This window comes from Cupriavidus taiwanensis (assembly GCF_900249755.1).
In the GTDB taxonomy this organism is placed as follows: Bacteria; Pseudomonadota; Gammaproteobacteria; order Burkholderiales; family Burkholderiaceae; genus Cupriavidus; species Cupriavidus taiwanensis_D.
The window spans coordinates 1,191,479-1,207,527 of record NZ_LT976854.1 but is presented as its reverse complement, the minus strand read 5'-3'; the positions used below and the strand labels follow the sequence as shown (position 1 = coordinate 1,207,527).

The 16,049-nt window shown below is 69.7% G+C and carries 13 protein-coding genes; 5 read left to right on the top strand and 8 right to left on the bottom strand.

Annotated features, from left to right (window positions below; all coding sequences use genetic code 11):
- Window positions 1-24: 24 nt before the first annotated feature.
- Window positions 25-1,056, top strand: coding sequence for a patatin-like phospholipase family protein (locus tag CBM2594_RS21130; RefSeq protein ID WP_116358726.1), 1,032 nt, complete (start codon window positions 25-27; stop codon window positions 1,054-1,056).
- On the opposite strand, the gene CBM2594_RS21125 is transcribed toward CBM2594_RS21130, so the two are convergent.
- Both CBM2594_RS21125 and CBM2594_RS21120 read right to left on the bottom strand, forming a co-directional pair.
- A complete protein-coding gene (locus CBM2594_RS21125; RefSeq protein WP_116358725.1) occupies window positions 1,037-1,678 on the bottom strand; it encodes an HD domain-containing protein in 642 nt (213 codons plus the stop codon). The two genes, CBM2594_RS21130 and CBM2594_RS21125, sit on opposite strands and share 20 nt — an antisense overlap.
- Window positions 1,675-5,139 (bottom strand): adenylate/guanylate cyclase domain-containing protein, encoded by a 3,465-nt coding sequence (locus CBM2594_RS21120; RefSeq protein WP_116358724.1) that lies wholly within the window; start codon window positions 5,137-5,139, stop codon window positions 1,675-1,677. Before CBM2594_RS21120 ends, CBM2594_RS21125 begins: the two co-directional genes overlap by 4 nt.
- 426 nt (window positions 5,140-5,565) lie before the next feature.
- Here CBM2594_RS21120 and CBM2594_RS21115 point away from each other — a divergent pair, with 426 nt between their 5' ends.
- Entirely contained in the window at window positions 5,566-5,892 is a 327-nt protein-coding gene (locus CBM2594_RS21115) for a hypothetical protein (RefSeq protein ID WP_147310441.1), read from the top strand.
- A gap of 39 nt (window positions 5,893-5,931) precedes the next feature.
- On the opposite strand, the gene CBM2594_RS21110 is transcribed toward CBM2594_RS21115, so the two are convergent.
- On the bottom strand, window positions 5,932-6,168 hold the full coding sequence (locus tag CBM2594_RS21110) for a DUF2795 domain-containing protein (protein WP_116358722.1): 237 nt from the start codon (window positions 6,166-6,168) through the stop codon (window positions 5,932-5,934).
- Between the two features lie 322 nt (window positions 6,169-6,490).
- Between CBM2594_RS21110 and CBM2594_RS21105 the strand changes: the two genes are divergently transcribed.
- On the top strand, window positions 6,491-7,462 hold the full coding sequence (locus CBM2594_RS21105; RefSeq protein ID WP_116358721.1) for a Bug family tripartite tricarboxylate transporter substrate binding protein: 972 nt from the start codon (window positions 6,491-6,493) through the stop codon (window positions 7,460-7,462).
- Between the two features lie 4 nt (window positions 7,463-7,466).
- Here CBM2594_RS21105 and CBM2594_RS21100 read toward each other — a convergent pair whose 3' ends face one another.
- The 3 genes from CBM2594_RS21100 to CBM2594_RS21090 form a co-directional block, all read right to left on the bottom strand.
- Entirely contained in the window at window positions 7,467-8,369 is a 903-nt protein-coding gene (locus CBM2594_RS21100) for a LysR substrate-binding domain-containing protein (RefSeq protein ID WP_116359713.1), read from the bottom strand.
- 97 nt (window positions 8,370-8,466) lie between these two features.
- Window positions 8,467-9,705, bottom strand: a complete 1,239-nt coding sequence (locus CBM2594_RS21095) for a metal-dependent hydrolase family protein (RefSeq protein ID WP_116358720.1) — start codon at window positions 9,703-9,705, stop codon at window positions 8,467-8,469.
- Between the two features lies 1 nt (window position 9,706).
- Window positions 9,707-11,032: an MFS transporter gene (locus CBM2594_RS21090; RefSeq protein WP_116358719.1), complete on the bottom strand. Its 1,326-nt coding sequence runs from the start codon at window positions 11,030-11,032 to the stop codon at window positions 9,707-9,709.
- A 448-nt stretch (window positions 11,033-11,480) separates the two neighbouring features.
- Between CBM2594_RS21090 and CBM2594_RS21085 the strand changes: the two genes are divergently transcribed.
- Window positions 11,481-12,194 (top strand): hypothetical protein, encoded by a 714-nt coding sequence (locus tag CBM2594_RS21085; protein ID WP_092315823.1) that lies wholly within the window; start codon window positions 11,481-11,483, stop codon window positions 12,192-12,194.
- Window positions 12,195-12,262: 68 nt separating this feature from the next.
- Here CBM2594_RS21085 and CBM2594_RS21080 read toward each other — a convergent pair whose 3' ends face one another.
- Window positions 12,263-13,207 (bottom strand): hypothetical protein, encoded by a 945-nt coding sequence (locus CBM2594_RS21080; protein ID WP_198048185.1) that lies wholly within the window; start codon window positions 13,205-13,207, stop codon window positions 12,263-12,265.
- Between the two features lie 193 nt (window positions 13,208-13,400).
- Complete coding sequence (blaOXA, locus tag CBM2594_RS21075) at window positions 13,401-14,240, bottom strand: OXA-1206 family carbapenem-hydrolyzing class D beta-lactamase (protein ID WP_116358718.1); 840 nt, start codon at window positions 14,238-14,240, stop codon at window positions 13,401-13,403.
- A 145-nt stretch (window positions 14,241-14,385) separates the two neighbouring features.
- On the opposite strand from blaOXA, the gene CBM2594_RS21070 reads away from it, so the two are divergent.
- On the top strand, window positions 14,386-16,035 hold the full coding sequence (locus tag CBM2594_RS21070; protein ID WP_116359711.1) for a hypothetical protein: 1,650 nt from the start codon (window positions 14,386-14,388) through the stop codon (window positions 16,033-16,035).
- Window positions 16,036-16,049: the final 14 nt, after the last annotated feature.

The following is a 16,049-nucleotide window of genomic DNA, read 5'->3' as shown; positions in this document are numbered from 1 at the left end:
GCCGCCACCGAAGGGAAAACACCTATGTCGCCCGCGCCTGTCCAAGCCAAGCCCGTGGCGCTGGCCTTGCAAGGCGGCGGCATGCATGGCGCCTTCACCTGGGGCGTGCTGGACCGCCTGCTGGAGGATGGCCGGCTGCAGATCGAAGGCGTCAGCGCCACCAGCGCCGGCGCCATGAACGGCACGGTGCTGGCTTATGGCCTGATGCAGGGCGGCAGCGCAGGCGCGCGCCAGGCGCTGCATGACTTCTGGCAGGGCATCGCCCACTCGGCGCAGCGCTTCAACCCGTTGCGCTGGCTGCCGTGGTTCAAGGGCAGCCATACGCTGGGGCTGAACCATTCCCCGCTGTACGCGATGGCCGACATCACGCTGCGGCTGCTGTCGCCCTACCAGTTCAATCCCGGCAATGCCAACCCGCTGCGCGACGTGCTGCTCGGCCAGGTGGATTTCGCGGCGCTGCGCGAGCGTTGCCCGATCCGGCTGTACCTGTGCGCGACCAATATCGAGACCAGCCGCATCCGCATCTTTGCGCAGGAAGACCTGAGCGTCGACGCGGTGCTGGCCTCGGCCTGCGTGCCGACGCTGTTCCAGGCGGTCCGCATCGACGGCCAGCACTACTGGGACGGCGGCTATGTCGGCAACCCGGCGATCTTTCCGCTGATCTATCACTGCCAGACCCACGATGTCGTGATCGTCCACATCAACCCGATCGTGCGCCGCGGCGTGCCGACCACGGCGGCGGAGATCCTGAACCGCGTCAACGAGGTCAGCTTCAACTCGTCGCTGATGCGCGAGATGCGCGCGATCGGCTTCGTCACCACGCTGATCCAGCAAGGCAAGATCGACCGCAACGAGATGAAGGAGATGTGGATCCATTCGATCCGCTCGGACGAGACCATGGCCGCGCTCGGTGTCTCGACCAAGTACAACGCCGACTGGGACTTCCTGTGCGCGCTGCGCGACAAGGGCCGGGAAGCCGCCAGCGCCTGGCTGGAGCGCAACTATGACTGCGTGGGCCAGCGCTCGAGCGTCGATATCACCGGCGAATTCCTGTAGGCGCCGGCTGCGCCAGCCGCCACGCCAGGTTGGCGCGCGCCTGCGCCTCATAGCGCGACTGGAACAGGTCGGTGGCATAGATGCGGGGACTGTCCAGCAGGCGCTGCAGGAAGGCCCGCTCGGCGGCGTCGTAGGCGGCATCGTCCAGGTCGGTGCGCTCGGCGCGCAGGCGCGCGCCGTTGTCCTCGAAGCGCGCGCGGCTGTATCCCAGCGCGGCCAGGTCGATGTCGGCGGTGAAGCGCCCGGCCAGGCTGGCCGGCACGTCGGCGTGCGTGGTTTCCAGGATCAGCGCGGCAACGCGCCCGGCGGCGGTGACGGTGCCGGCCGACCAGTGCCGCAGCCACGCGGCGCTGCGCGCTTCGTTGTCGGCGGCGCCGGGCACGTAGATGACGTCATGGCACCACAGCGCCAGTTCGACGTCGGCGGCATCCGGTATCGCGCTGCGGGCCCAGTCGAGGTCCTGCAGGCAGCGGCGCACATGGTCCAGCGTATGGTAGTGCCGCGCCGGCTCGCTGTAGCAGCGCGCCAGGTCGGCATACGCATCCGCCGCGCGGGTGCCGCCCGCCAGGGTCCAGAGCGCGACAAAGCGCTCCTGCAGCGGGCAGGCGGGGGCGGTGCTCATGCGCGCGCGGGGCCCGTGTCGCGGGCCGGGTGCCCCGCGAGTTCGGCAAGCAGTGCCTGTGCCTGCAGCCAGTCGGCGCTATCGGTGCCCTCGCTGAAGCTGCCGTGCACGCGCGCCAGCATCTCGCGCGCGGCGTCGCCCTTGCCCTGCCGCTGCCACAGCCGGGCCAGGCTGAGCGCGGCCAGCAGTTCCAGCGGCCTGGCACCCTGGCCGTGCGCAACCGCCAGCGCGTGCTGGTAGCAGGCCTCGGCTTCATGGATGACGGCGGCGCCGGCATCCGGTCCGGCCAGCTGCAGCAGCATGTCGCCCCGCAGCCGGCAGACCGCGGCTTCATCGAGCCGTTCGCCGGTCTCTTCCACCATGGCCTGCGCGCGCGTCAGCACATCCAGCGCCGCGGCCGGCTGGCCGGCCTTGCCGCAGGCCTGCGCCAGCATCGCCAGCAGGTTCGGCATGCCGAGCTCGCCGCCGGTGGCCTCGTAGGCGGCCAGGCCGCGCCGCATCAGCGCGATGCCTTCCTCGTGGCTGCCCTGCTCGGACAACGCCCAGCCCTGCAGCACGGTGCCCCATGCCAGGTAGATCGGGAAGCCCTGCTCGCAGGAAATGGCAATGGCGGCTTCCGCATACTCCCTGGCCTGCGCGGGATCCCGGCGCCACCGGTACTGTTCCGCGGCAAACACGAGGCACAGCGCCAGGTTGTACGCATCCGGGCGCGCGCGGGCCAGCGCCAGCGCCTCGCGGCTGCGCGCCAGGGCCTGGTCGGCAAAGCCCTGGTACCACAGGATCCACGCCAGCGTGCTGGTGGCATGGACCATCGGGTCGCGGCCGTAGCCAGTCAGGAAGTCGTAGGCGGAATGCTCGGGGTGCGGCACGGCCAGCACCGCCTCCATATGCGCGCGCGCCTCTTCCAGCAGGCCCAGGCGGAACAGCGTGGCGCCCAGCGCGCGATGGCCTTCGGCGAGCTGCTTGGGCTTTTGCGACTCGGTGGCAAGCGCCAGCAGGCGCCGGGCCAGCGGCAGCGACACCTGGTATTGCGCGCGCAGCTGGTAGAACGCCCACATGCCCAGCTGCGCCGAGAACACATAGGGCGTCTGCCGGCCTTGCTCGCACAGCGACATCGCGCGCCGGTAATTCGCCTCGACTTCCGGCGAGGCCTGGCCGCGCGCCGCGATCAGCGCGGGCCCCAGCGTCAGCAGCAGCGTCAGCTCCAGGCGCGCGCGCTCGGTGCTGTCGGGCTGGCGCTTGAGCAGGCTGATGGCCTCGCTGAGATGCCGGATCGCTTCCTCCTGCGCGGAACGCTGCAGCGCCTGCTGGCCGGCGCAGTGCAGGTACTCGACCGCCTTCGGCACGTTGCCGCTGTGGCTGTAGTGGTGGGCCAGTTCGCTGCAATAGTCCTTGAGCCGGCCGTGGAACATCGCCTCGATCGCCTGCGCGGAGCTTTCATGCAGCGCGCTGCGGCGCTCGGTCAGCAGCGAGCTGCCGGCCACCTCCTGGGTCAGCGCGTGCTTGAAGGCGTACTCCACTTCGGGGAAGGCCGGGCGTTCGTAGATGAAATCGGCGCTCTGCAGGTCGCGCAGCAGCGGATGGAGCCGCGCTTCCGGCAGGCCGGTGACGCGCAGCACCAGGCCCAGCGGAAACTCCTTGCCGATCACGGCGAGGGTCTGCAGCAGTTCTTTCTGCGCCAGCGGCAGCCGGTCGATACGGGCGGCCAGCACCCCCTGCACGGTGGTGGGGATGTGCAGCAGCGTCGGCGCCTTCTCGATGCGGTAGCTGCCGGGCTGGCCCAGCAGCGCGCCTTCCTCGGCCAGGGTCTGGACCACTTCCTCCATGAAGAAGGGATTGCCTTCGGTCTTGTCGAGGATCAGCCGCTTCAGCGGTACCAGGCTGGGATCGTCGCCGAGCAGCGCGGTCAGCAGTTCCTGCGCCTCGGCCTGTCCCAGCGGCTGCAGCCGCAGTTGCGAGTAATAACCGCCGGCGTCCCAGCGATGGCTGTACTCCGGCCGGTAGTTCACCAGCAGCACGATGCGCGCGCCGGGCACATGGTCGACCAGCATGTTGAGGAAGGCCTCGGTCTCGCCGTCCAGCCATTGCAGGTCCTCGAAGATGACCTCCAGCGGCTGGTTCTGGCTTTCGCGGACCAGCAGCCGCGCAATCGCGTCGAAGGTGCGCTGGCGCCGCAGCGCCGGGTCCATGGTCGGCAGCGGCGAGTCGGGCTCGACCACGCCGAGCAGGTAGAGCAGGTAGGGCAGGTGCTCTTCCAGCGAGCGGTCCAGCGTCAGCAGCCTGCCGGTCACCTTCTCGCGGCAGGCGCGGTCGCCGTCGTGCGCGGTGATCTGGAAATAGTTCTTCAGCATCTCGATCAGCGGCAGGTAGGCAAAGGCCTTGCCGTGCGACACCGAGAACGTCTCCAGCGCCAGGCAGCCCTGCTGCGACCTGACCTTGAATTCATGGAACAGCCGCGACTTGCCGACGCCGGCCTCGCCGACCACCGCGACGATGCGCCCATGGCCGGACTTGGCCTGCTCCAGCGCCGCGTTCAGGTGCGCAAGCTCGTCCTGGCGCCCGACAAAGCGCGCCAGGCCGCGATGCGCGGCCACCTGCAGCCGCGTGCGCAAGGCCCCGGGGCCGATCACCTCGTACACCGCCAGCGGCTCGCGCACGCCCTTCACGCTGGTGGTGCCCAGCGCCGTGAACTCGAAATAGCCTTCGGTCAGCTTGTGGGTCGACTCGCTCACCAGGATCGACGCCGGCGTGGCAATGCCCTCCATGCGCGAGGCGATATGGATGGTACGCCCGACCGGATCGTAGTCGGTGTGCAGGTCGTCCTTGCGGATCGAACGCACCACCACTTCGCCGGTATGGATGCCGATGCGCACCTGCAGCGGAATGCCTTGCTCCAGGCGCACGCGGTCGCTGTGCCGGTGCATTGCATCCTGCATCCGCAGCGCGGCGTACAGCGCGCGCAGCGCGTGGTCCTCGTGCGCGATGGGCGCGCCGAACAGCGCCAGGATGCCGTCGCCCAGAAACTTGGCGACATAGCCCTCGTAGTGGTGGACCGCCTCCATCATCAGCGTCACCACCGGATCGATCAGCCGGCGCGCGTCCTCCGGGTCCAGGTCCTGGGTCAGCGCGGTGGAACCGGCCATGTCGGCAAACAGCGCGGTGATGGTCTTGCGCTCGCCGGCGGTCTCGCCGCGGGCTTCCATCGCCGCCTGCTCGGCCAGGATGCGCCCGGCAAGGTGCGGCGGGGTGTAGTGGACCGGCGCCGGGCTGTCCTGGCGCGGCGCGGCGGGCCCTGCCGCGGCGGGCGCGTCCGGCAGGCCGACGCCGCAGACGCGGCAGAACCGCGCTGCAGCGGTGGCCTCGGCCCCGCATTGCGGGCAGACGCGGACAAGCCGCGCCCCGCACGCCTCACAGAAGTTGGCGCCAGCAAGGTTGCCGAAGCCGCATTGGCTGCAGCGCATGTCGCCTCCCGGCCGTCGTTGCCAGCTTGACGGTACCTATGTGTCGGTACCTAAGCCTATTACAGGCGGGATAGCGGGAGGTGGCAAGGCGGGTCGGATGTGGCGGGGCTGCGCCGCGGCCGCCGTAGTGCTTTAGGGGGATATGCTGCCACCGACATAGCAGGGCAATATCGGCCCTGTCCGAAATGCGCCCGTCCGCACCCAGGAAAGCCCGCCCGCCAGGTCCAACCCGCGGGCGCTTTCTTTTAGGAGAGCCGCGAAGCGATAGCGCGAATCATTCGCGTTTGATCGGCCGCTGCCGGTAGCGCTCGATATCGAACTATCAAAAGAAAAAGGAGTGAGACCGTGCCTGCCCACCAGTCGCCAGTTCACCGCCTTGCGCCTGCACACCCCAACGGTCCCCCTTTACACCCCAACGGTCCCCCTTTGTCGCTCGCCCCCGGTCTGGGCGTGCCGTTTGAAACAGACGCGAAGCCCGCGCCCACCGGGCCGGAACAGGCTGCGCTGGCGCTTTGTGCCCGCTATTGCCCGCTTGCCGACGTGGGTCCGCCGTTCGGCGCCGAAACGCTGGTATGGCGGGGCAGCGCCTACGTCTATGTCTTTGGCTGGGACAGCGGCGGCAGGCGCCGCCTGTTCGAGGTGTTCCGGCAGCAGCGGGACGCGCTGGAGCCCGTGCTGGCATTCCAGTATCCCGTTCCGCTGCGCAAGCTGTTCCGCCACGATCTGGATCCGCTGTACCACGACCGACGCTGACATCCAGCGCAGGGGCCGTGGCAAGCAGGGTGGTCGCCGCTACTTGCCAAGGTGCCGCGCAACGGCTGCCGATACTTCGGCGGCATCCTGGTAGTTCCGCTCGGGTATGCCCAGCAGGGCATCCACGATCGCGTCATCCGCGTTGTTGTCGCGCGCGGTAGAAACCAACGCGCCACGCGTTGCGGGATAGTCCAGCCCGCGCAGCGCCTGATCAAGGGCGGCCGGATCCCATCGATCCATGCGCGGATTGCCGTGCGGACGCTTGTCATTTGCCATGGCTGATCTCCTGTGAATTGCGTCGAATGCGTGCGATGGTTCCGCTCCGGAATCAACGGCGCATGCTCCAGACCCAGCGCAAGCGCTGCGCTCTGATTTCCTGACGTCCAGCAAACGCAAGGCATATGCCATGGCGAAAATCCGCCTCCCGCCGTTGCTGCGTCTTCCACGCAGCACTTCACCGCCTGCGCTGTCCGCATATACCCTGAATTGACGGTAAAGTTTATGTGCGTAAAATTAAATTCATAACTATGAATAATGGCAGGCGCCACCCTAGCTGCCGGCCCTGCTTCCAACCACCGCCATTCAGGAGACACCCCCGATGAAACCAAACCTGCGCCGCCGCCTGATGCTGTGCGCCGCCGTGCTGGGCGCCATGCCCGCGCTGGCCTGGAGCGATACCTACCCCAGCAAGCCGATCCGCATGGTGGTGCCATTCGCCCCCGGCGGCGCCACCGACGTGGTGGCGCGGCTGATCTCGCAGAAGCTGGGCGAGGCGCTGAAGCAGTCGGTGGTGGTGGAGAACCGTCCCGGCGCCAACGGCATCATCGGCACCGACGTGGTGGCGCGCGCGGCGCCCGACGGCTATACGCTGCTGCTCAACTCGGCCGGCGCGCAGACGCTCAGCCCGGTGCTGTACAAGGCCGGCTATGAGCCGCTGAAGAGCTTCGCGCCGATCTCGCAGATCAGCAATATCGGCTTCGTGATGGTGGTGCACCCGTCGGTCCCGGCCAGGACCGTGCAGGAGTTCGTGGCGCTGGCCAAGGCGAAATCCCGACCGCTGAGCCTGTCGGCCGGCAGCAGCATGATCGAGCTGATCGGGGCCACCTTCAAGAGCGCGGCGGGCACTCCCGACGTGGTCAGCGTGTCGTACCGCGGCACCGGCCCGCAGATGCAGGCGGTGGTCGCGGGCGAGGTCGACATGACCATCGACCCGTTCAACGGCATGGCGATGATCAAGGCCGGCAAGCTGCGCCCGCTGGCGGTGTTCGCGTCCAAGCGCTCGCCCGCGCTGCCGGACGTGCCGACCATGCAGGAAGCCGGTTTCGACGGCATGGCGTTCAACTCGTGGGCCGGACTGCTGGCGCCGGCCGGCACGCCGAAGGAAATCGTCACGCGGCTGAACCAGGAAATGAACCGCATCCTGGCGCAGCCCGACATCAAGCAACGGCTGGCCGCGATCGACTATGACGTGATGGGCGGCACCCCGGAACAGTTCGCCGCGGTCATTGCCGAGGACGCGGCAAGGTGGGCGAAGATCGTCAAGGACACCAACTACAAGGCGGGCTCCTGAGCCTTCACGAGGCGGCCGTCGCCTGCCGCACCAGCCAGTTGCGGAAGGCGCGCGCCGCGGCCGGTTCCATGCGGTCGCGCGGCCATACCGCGTAGTAGCCGCCGCCCAGGCTGGCGCTGGCGTCGCAGGCGCGCACCAGCAGGCCGTCGCGCAGGCAGGCGTCGATCATGTGGCGCCAGCCGAGCGCGATGCCCTGGCCTTCCATGGCCAGCTGCAGCAGGATCGGATACTGGTTCGAGGTCAGCACGTTGCGCGGCGTGGCATCGGGCAGTCCCTGGTGGGCCAGCCAGGTCTGCCACGACATCCACTGGCGCTGGCCGTCGTCGAGCATCAGCAGGGTCTCGCCGGCCAGGTCGGACGGCGCCAGCGTGCGCCCGCCGAGATAGCCCGGCGTGCAGACCGGGAACACTTCCTCGCCGTACAACCGGCGCGCGGCCAGCCCGGGCGGCGGTCCTTCGCGCAGGTAGTACAGGCCGATGTCGAACTCCGCCGGCGACAGCGCCGACAGGCTGTCGTTGACGGTCAGGCGCAGCTGGATCTCGGGGTGGGCGGCGCGGAACGACGCCAGCCGCGGCGTCAGCCACAGCACCGCGACGCCGCTGGAGCACGCCACCGTCAGCGCGGTGTGGCTGCGCACCTTCATCACGTCTTCGGTGGCCTCGGCGCAGCCGACCAGCAGGCGCTGCACCACCTCGGCATAGCGTTGCCCGCTGACGGTCAGGCGCAGCGCGCGCGGCTCGCGGATAAACAGCTTGCGCCCCAGGAAGCGTTCCAGCTGCGCCACCTGGCGGCTGATCGCGCTCTGCGTCAGGTGCAGTTCGGCCGCGGCGCGGGTAAAGCTGCCGTGCCGCATCGCGGCTTCAAAGGCGACCAGGTTGGGCAGGGGCGGGAGCGGGGAAATGCGCATGGGGGCGTCCGGGCCGGAGATGCCGCCATGATAGACCGCCGGCATGTGTCGGCGGATGGAGCGGGCCGCCCGCGGCATCGGGCGGGCGGCAGCCGGCTCAGCCGGCGCGGCGGTGGATGCGGCCCGCCTGCATCACCACGCTCAGCCGTTCGCCCTGGCCGGCGATCAGGCTGATGTCGGCGAGCGGGTTGCCGTCGACCAGCAGCAGGTCGGCCAGCGCGCCGGCGCGCGTGGTGCCCAGTTCGCCTTCGCGCTGCAATATGGCCGCGGCGATCGAGGTGGCCGAGCGGATCGCTTCCAGGTTGCCCAGCAGTTCGGCGCGGATGCGGAATTCGTCGGCCTGGTAATCGTGCATCTCGCCGAGCAGGTCCGATCCATATCCCATCGGCACGCCGGCATCGGCATAAATGCGCAGCGAGTCGCGGCCGGCCTGGCGCACGGTCTCGATCTTGGCGACCGATTCGGGCGGCAGGCCCAGGCGGGCGCCGTCGCGCGCCAGCGCGTCGTAGGTGACCAGCGTCGGCACGACGAAGGCGCCGTGGCGGCGCATCTCGTCGGCGGCGGCGCGGTCGACCAGGTTGCCATGCTCGATGGTGCGCACGCCGCAGCGTACCGCGCGCGTGATGGCGCGGCCGGTGTAGGCGTGGGCCATCACGTAGGTCTGCGCGGCCTCGGCCTCGGCCACGATGGCGCGGATTTCGTCCTCGCTGTACTGGGTGTTGCCGATCGGGTCGGTCGGCGACGCCACGCCGCCCGACGCCATGATCTTGATCTGGGTCGCGCCCTTCTGGATTTCCTCGCGCACCGCCAGCCGCACCGCGTCCACGCCATCGGCCACGCGCGCAATGGCGCCGGCGCGGAAGGCGCACGAGCACGGCTCGAGCACATCGGAGCGCGGGCGGAAGTCGCCATGCCCGCCGGTCTGCGACAGCGCCTTGCCCGAGGCAAAGATGCGCGGGCCCGGCACCAGCCCGGTGGCGACCGCCTGCGACAGGCCCCAGTCGGCGCCGCCGGCATCGCGCACCGTGGTAAAGCCGCGCTCCAGCATGCGCTGCATGATCGGCAGGGCGCGGATCGCCACCAGCACATTGGGCTGCACCGCGTTCAGGCCGAGGTTGGCCAGCGACGCCAGCACGTGCACGTGGCAGTCGATCAGGCCGGGCATCACGGTCTTGCCGCGCGCGTCGATGCGCTGGGCGTGGGGCGCATCGATGGCGGGCCCGACCGCGGCGATGCGCTCGCCTTCGACCAGCACGTCGTGGCCGCGCAGCAGCTCGCCCGTGCCGGGTTCGAGCACGTCGCCGCCGTGGAAAAGGATCTGGGTGTTCTGGGACATGTCAGCGTGATTGCAGGTAGGAAGGTTCGCGCACGAAGCGGGTGCCGACCAGGCTGATGGCGGCGGCGATCATCACGTAGATGGCCGGCGCCATGCTGCTGCCGGTGGTGGCGATCAGCCAGGTGATGATGAACGAGGCAAAGCCGCCGAAGATCGTCACCGCGAAGTTGTAGGCCACCGACAGGCCGGTCGACAGCACGCGCGCCGGGAACAGCTCGGAGAAGGCCGCCAGGATCGGGCCGGTGTAGGTGGCGATCAGCACCCCGAACACCAGCTGGAACACCAGCAGCGAGGCCAGGCCCGGCACGTGGTTGATATACGCGAACATGGGCCAGGCCAGCACCAGGATCAGCAGCGCCGAGCCGCTCAGCAGCACGCGCCGGCCGATGCGGTCCGCCAGCAGCCCCACCAGCGGCGCGAACACCATGATGGCGCAGCCGCCCGCCATGCCGGCGACAAAGCCGTCGGCCTGCGGCACCTTCAGCACCTTGACCGCGTAGGTCGGCATGTAGAACAGCAGCACATAGGTGCACACGGTCCACAGGATCACCATCGAGAAGCTGGCCAGCGTTTCGCGCGGATAGGCCTGGAAGATTTCCTTCAGCGGCGAATCGGCGCGCTCGGCGGTGTCGCGGAAGGCCGGGGTCTCGTCCAGGTGGTGGCGGATGTAGTAGCCCACCGGGCCGATCACGATGCCGAGCAGGAACGGCAGGCGCCAGCCCCAGCTGTTGAGCGCCTGCTGGCTCAGCGAGCTGGTGACGAAGGTGCCCACCGCGGCGCCCAACAGCACCGCCACGCCGATGCTGGCCTGGATCCAGCTGGAGTAGTAGGCGCGCTGGCGCGCCGGCGCGTATTCGGTCAGGAAGGCGGTGGCGCCGCCCATTTCGCCACCGGCGGAGAAGCCTTGCATCAGCCGCGCCACCACGATCAGCAGCGGCGCAAAGATGCCGATCTGCTCATAGGTGGGGGCAATCCCGATCAGCGTGGTGCCCAGCGCCATCAGCAGGATGGTCAGCGACAGCGCCGCCTTGCGCCCGACGCGGTCGGCGTAGACGCCCAGCACGATGCCGCCCACCGGCCGCATGAAGAAGCCCACGCCGAAGGTGGCCACGGCCAGCAGCAGCGAGCTGAGGTCGTTGCCGGTGGGGAAGAACAGCCGGGCGATGATGACCGCGAAGAAGCTGTACACGGTGAAATCGAACCACTCCAGGCCGTTGCCGATCACCGTGGCGATGATGGCGCGGCGGCGCTGGCTGGGCTGGATGGCGGGCGCCGCCTGGGTCGGCGGCGTGTAGGGCGCGCTCGTTGGCGCGGCGCTGTTTGGCATGGGGCTTCCTCCTCTGTGGCAGCTGCCGGGGCACGGACCGGGCGCTTGCTTCTCGCACCGGCCTGGCAGATGGTGCCGACGATGTTAGGAGAGGGTGGTTCGCCAGCGGTAGCGATATCTCCGCATGCAGCCATGCGCGTGGCGCATGGATCGGGTTGACCGCACCATGGGCCGGGATTACACTGCGCCCCGTTCTTCCCAACGGAGCTATCCGTGGACAGTTGTCCCAGTCCTTCGCGCGCAACGGGAGTTGCCCCGGCCGCGCCGGCGCGCTGAGAAACTGCGGTCTTTTCGCTGCAGTGCCGCCGCCCGGCGCTGCATGCCCCACGCGGCCAGGCCCACGCCTGTGCCCGCCGGTGCCAGACCTCCCTTGCTGACTTTCGATGTGTTGTCATGGCCCGCGCGTATCGTCGCCGGGCATATGGCGGTATTTGCTCAGGAGGTTGCCATGGTGTGGCACCAGTTCTTCGTGCGCCTGGCCGCGCTGGCCATCGTCGCCGCGGCGTGCCGGCCGGCGCTGGCGGCGCGCCCGCTGATCACGGACGATGCCCGCATCGTCGATCCCAAGGCCTGCCAGCTGGAATCGTGGATGCAGTTCCAGTCCGGCGGCAATGAGCTGTGGGCGCTGCCCGGCTGCAATCCCACCGGCAACCTGGAACTGACGCTGGGCGGTTCGCTGCAGCGCGTCGATGGCGGCTGGGACGGCACCAACGTGCAGTTCCAGGCCAAGACGCTGCTCAAGCCGCTGGAAACCAATGGCTACGGCATCGCGCTGTCGGGCGGGGTGATCCATCATCCCGATGCCGAGCCCGGCAAGGTGCTGGGCAACCTGTATGTCAACGTGCCGGTGTCGTTCTCGTTCGCCGACGACCGCTTCGTCGCGCACCTGAACCTGGGCGCCAACCGCGACACCGGCAACCGCCAGACCCGCATGACCTGGGGCGCGGGCACCGAGACCCAGCTGCACCCGCGCGTGTTCCTGATCGCCGAGACCTTCGGCGAGAACCGCGGCAAGCCGTCGTTCCAGGCCGGCTTTCGCTTCTGGGTGGTGCAGGACCGGGTGCAGGTCGACACCACCTACGGCAATGTGTTCGGCGGCGGCACCGGCGCGCGCTTCTTTACGGTGGGCCTGCGCCTGCTGTCGCCGGCGTTCCTGCCGTAGCGGGCCGCTGCCGGCTTGCGCTGCGGGCGCGGGCGGCGAGTGCCGTTCGCCGCCCCGCGGGAGTCCCCTTACTGCGTTGACTTCGACATCTGCGTGGCGAAGTACCCGCCCGTACCGGTGCTGGCAATCATGATCAGCGTGCGCACATAGCGCGTGCTGCTGTTCACGATGATTTCGCCGTTGGCCGGCATCAGCCGCAGCGCGGCAAGGCCGTTGTGCGGGATGCCGGTCGACAGCGAGCAGCCGGTAGTGCCGGGTTGCGTAGAGACCTGGGCGACCATGCGGACCGTATACATGTTCCTGGCCGATCCGGGGGTGGCCAGCGTCGCCGTGCCCTGCAGGTCGCAGACGAGGGTGCCGTTGGTATGGGTGCCGGTGACATGGCCCGCGTCGTCGATCTGCAAGGCGAAACCGCTCTGCTTCCAGCTGCCGGCGATCGCGGCCTGGTCCACGGCGAGCGCATTGGACGCATCGTAGGTGCCCGACAGCTCGTTGGCATCGGTGGCCGGCGGAATGACGAAGCTGCCATCGAGGCGCTGGCCCGGGGTAATGGTGCCGCTCCCGGTGACCGGCATGGCGAGCCCGGTTTCATACAGGCTGCCAGGGCCCAGCGTCCAGGTCGAACCCGAGAACTGGAACGTGCCTCCCAGCACGCCCAGCACTCGCGGTTGCACGAACGTTCCGTCGGGGCCGACCAGCGTGGTCGTCCTGAAGCTGACCCAGATCCCTTCGCTGCCGTTGCCGACCGCGGCGGTCGAGCCCGCTTGCGGAGCGTTCAGGCTGGGCAGCAGCTCGCCCGAGGGTTCGGGTACGGGCGCGGGCGCTGGTTCGGGCGACGGCGCCGGCGAAGGCGTGGGTGCCGGTGCGGGTGCCGGAGCCGGAGCCGGCGCCGGCTGGTTGCCGGATGGCGGCGTCTGTGGCGCCGCGTTGCCTGTGCCGTCATCGCCGCCGCCACAGGCGGCCAGCAAAGCGATGGCCGACAGCAGGGCTGCCGGCGTGACCAGTTGTCTCATTGGATTTCACCTCAGGATGGGGGACGGTCGTGGCCGTCCCGTTGCTCGGGCGCCGGCGGCTTCCCGCGCCACGCAGGGCTGGAACACGCGGGAAACGCCGGCCGAGTCAAGCTAGAGATCCAATGCACACCGGTAAATCAGCGCAATCCTAAAATTGCTTCAGTACTTGCGGCGCCACAGCGCCAGGCCGGCCTCATTCCGGCAACGCCCCCGCCTGCCGCAGCGCCGCGCGCGCGATCTCCATCCGCGCCTTGGCATGTTCCGGTCGCAGCAGGTCCAGGTTGAGCGCGAACAGGTAGTCGTCGTCGCCGCGCTCGACCCAGCCCACCAGCCAGCCCACCGCCGGCCTGGCCGAGTCGGCCCAGCCGGTCTTGCCGTGCAGGGTGTAGGCGGCGGTGCGCTCCAGCACCGTGATGTCGTCCACGGCGTTGAAGGTGGCGGGCGAGAACGGCAGGGTGCGCTGCACCAGGCCCTTCAGGAAATCGATCTGCTGGTAGGCGCTGATCTGCAGCTTGCCGTTCAGCCAGAAGCGGTCCACCGGCCCGGAGCTGTCGGCATTGCCATAGTGCGACGCGCCCAGGTAGCGCTGGTAGGCCGCGCTGCCGACCCGGCGCGCCAGCGCCTGGTAGGCCGGCACGCAGGAGTTGGGCAGGGCCACGCGCAGCGGCACGTCGGCGTTGCAGGTCTCGGGCAGCACCGCCTTGCCGCCGACCAGCCAGACCTTGCCGTCCCACGGCAGCTTGTCATGGTCGACGTCGGCCACCGCGCCGGTCTCGAGGCCGATCATGGAATTCATGATCTTGAAGGTCGATGCCGGCGAGTAGGGCGTGGCGGCGCGCGACGGGTTGTAGGTCAGCATGCGGTCGCGCCGCAGGTCGTAGATCACCATGGTGCCGGTGGTATCGGCCTGGCGGAACAGCGCCGCGGCATCGAGCGGAATTTCCTTGGGTGCGGCCAGCGCGGGCACGTGAGCGGCAAGCAGGCCGAGGCCGAATGCCACCGGCGCCAGCAGACGGGCAAGACGATTGTTCATGGTTGTGCAGGGAAAGTTGATGGAATGACAATCCGGGCCCGGACCGTGATGCGCAGCATAGGAGAGGGCTGGCGCAGCGCCAACCGCGCGCCCTGTAACTTGCGTAACATGGCGGGCATTGCCAGTGCTGCTTCCCTTCGAGCCGATGCCCGCGTCGCCTGCCCTGATCCATATCGATGTGTCGAGCCCCTACCGCGTCGACGGCCAGTCCGCCCGCTACCAGTCGGTCTGGCTGCTCGCGCGCATCTGGCATGCGCATCGCAGCGCAGAGGGCATGGTCAGCGCCGCCGCGGTACGCGGCGCCTTTCCCGCGGCGGCCAACCTGCGCATGCTGGTGTCGCGCGCGTTTGCCGATTTCGCGCGCTGGGGCATCGTGGTGGGGTGGGGCGCGGACCGCGCGCGCGACCCCGCCGCGGCCAACCCGGCGCAGCGCAGCCGCGGGCCGTTCTGGCTGGCGCCGGCCAGTGCGCGCCGGCTGCGCTTCGTCGCCAACGGGCGCACACTGGGCCCGGTTGCGCTGGCGCGGCATTTCGGCTTCGATGCCGGCGCGCGCCCCACGCCGCCGGGGCGGCGCGACGGCACCGGCTACGTGATGCGCGACATGGCCTTCTGGAGTGAACTGACCCAGGCCATGCGCAGCGCGCAGGATGGCCATGCGGGCGCGCACGGCTTCGCCGTGGCCGAGTCATTCGGTGCGGCGCGGCGGCTGGCCGGCGATGGCTTCCAGCAGGCCTTGTCGCTGCTGAAGGAAAGCCAGGCGTGGCGCCGCTGCGGGCGCCTCGACCAGAGCCGCGCCGCGCTGCGGCGATTCGACCGGCTGGCGCAGGCGGCTGACGCAGGTGCGGCAACGCCGGCGTTCCAGGCCATGGCGCAGGTGGTGCGCGCGTGGGAGCGCTATACGCGCGGCGACGGCGAGGGCGCGCGCGCCGGGCTGGAACGCCTGCACGCCGATGCGGAACTGCGCCTGGTGGTGCGCTACAACCCGCGCGTGCGCTTCGAGGTGCTGAACCTGGAAGCGCTGCTGCACAAGGCCGATGCCATGCGCGCCGCGCACGCGGCCGCGCCCACCGCGCCCATCGCCGCGCAACGGGCGCTGGACGCTTTTTCCGGCGCGTTGCAGGCCGCTTACGAGGCCGATTCGGTCGATGCCGTGCAGCATGCCGCGGCCAATATCGGGCTGAGCCTGTGGCTGTTCTGGCGCCATGGCCTGATCGATGCCGGGCGCAGCCTGTCTGCCGGCGATGTGCAACGGCAGGCGATGCGCTGGCTGGGGCTGTCGGAATGGATCTGCGACCGTTTCGGCGTGGGCGGCGGCACGGCGTGGAATGCGATCTTCCTGCTGCGCATCGCGCGCGGCAGCTGCGGTCCCGATGCGCCGCCGCTGGCCCGCCCGGCCAGCGCCAGCGACAGCATGGCGATGTTCCGCCGCCAGCGGCCGCTTTCGGTGGCCGACGCGGTCGATGCGCTGCGGCCGTTCCATGCGCCGTTTGCGCCGGCCCGCGGCTTCGTGCGCTGGTCGGCGGTGGCCGCCTTTGCACTGGAAGACCACGACGCCGGCCACGTCAGGCTGGCGCCGCTGCAGCTGGCCAACCTGCTGCTGGAATCGGCGTGGTACCTGACCCATGAGCAGGGCGCTACCGCCGCAGCGTGCGCCGCGGTGGAGCGGCTCGCCCTGCAGCTGCCCGCGCTGCGCCCTGCGGAGCGGGCCTTCTTTGCGGCGGAGCTGCGCGCGCTGCCGCCGGCATTGCGCGATGCCGCTGCGGAAGCGGTGCGGCACGGGGGCAAGGGCGCGTGACGGACGACCTGACT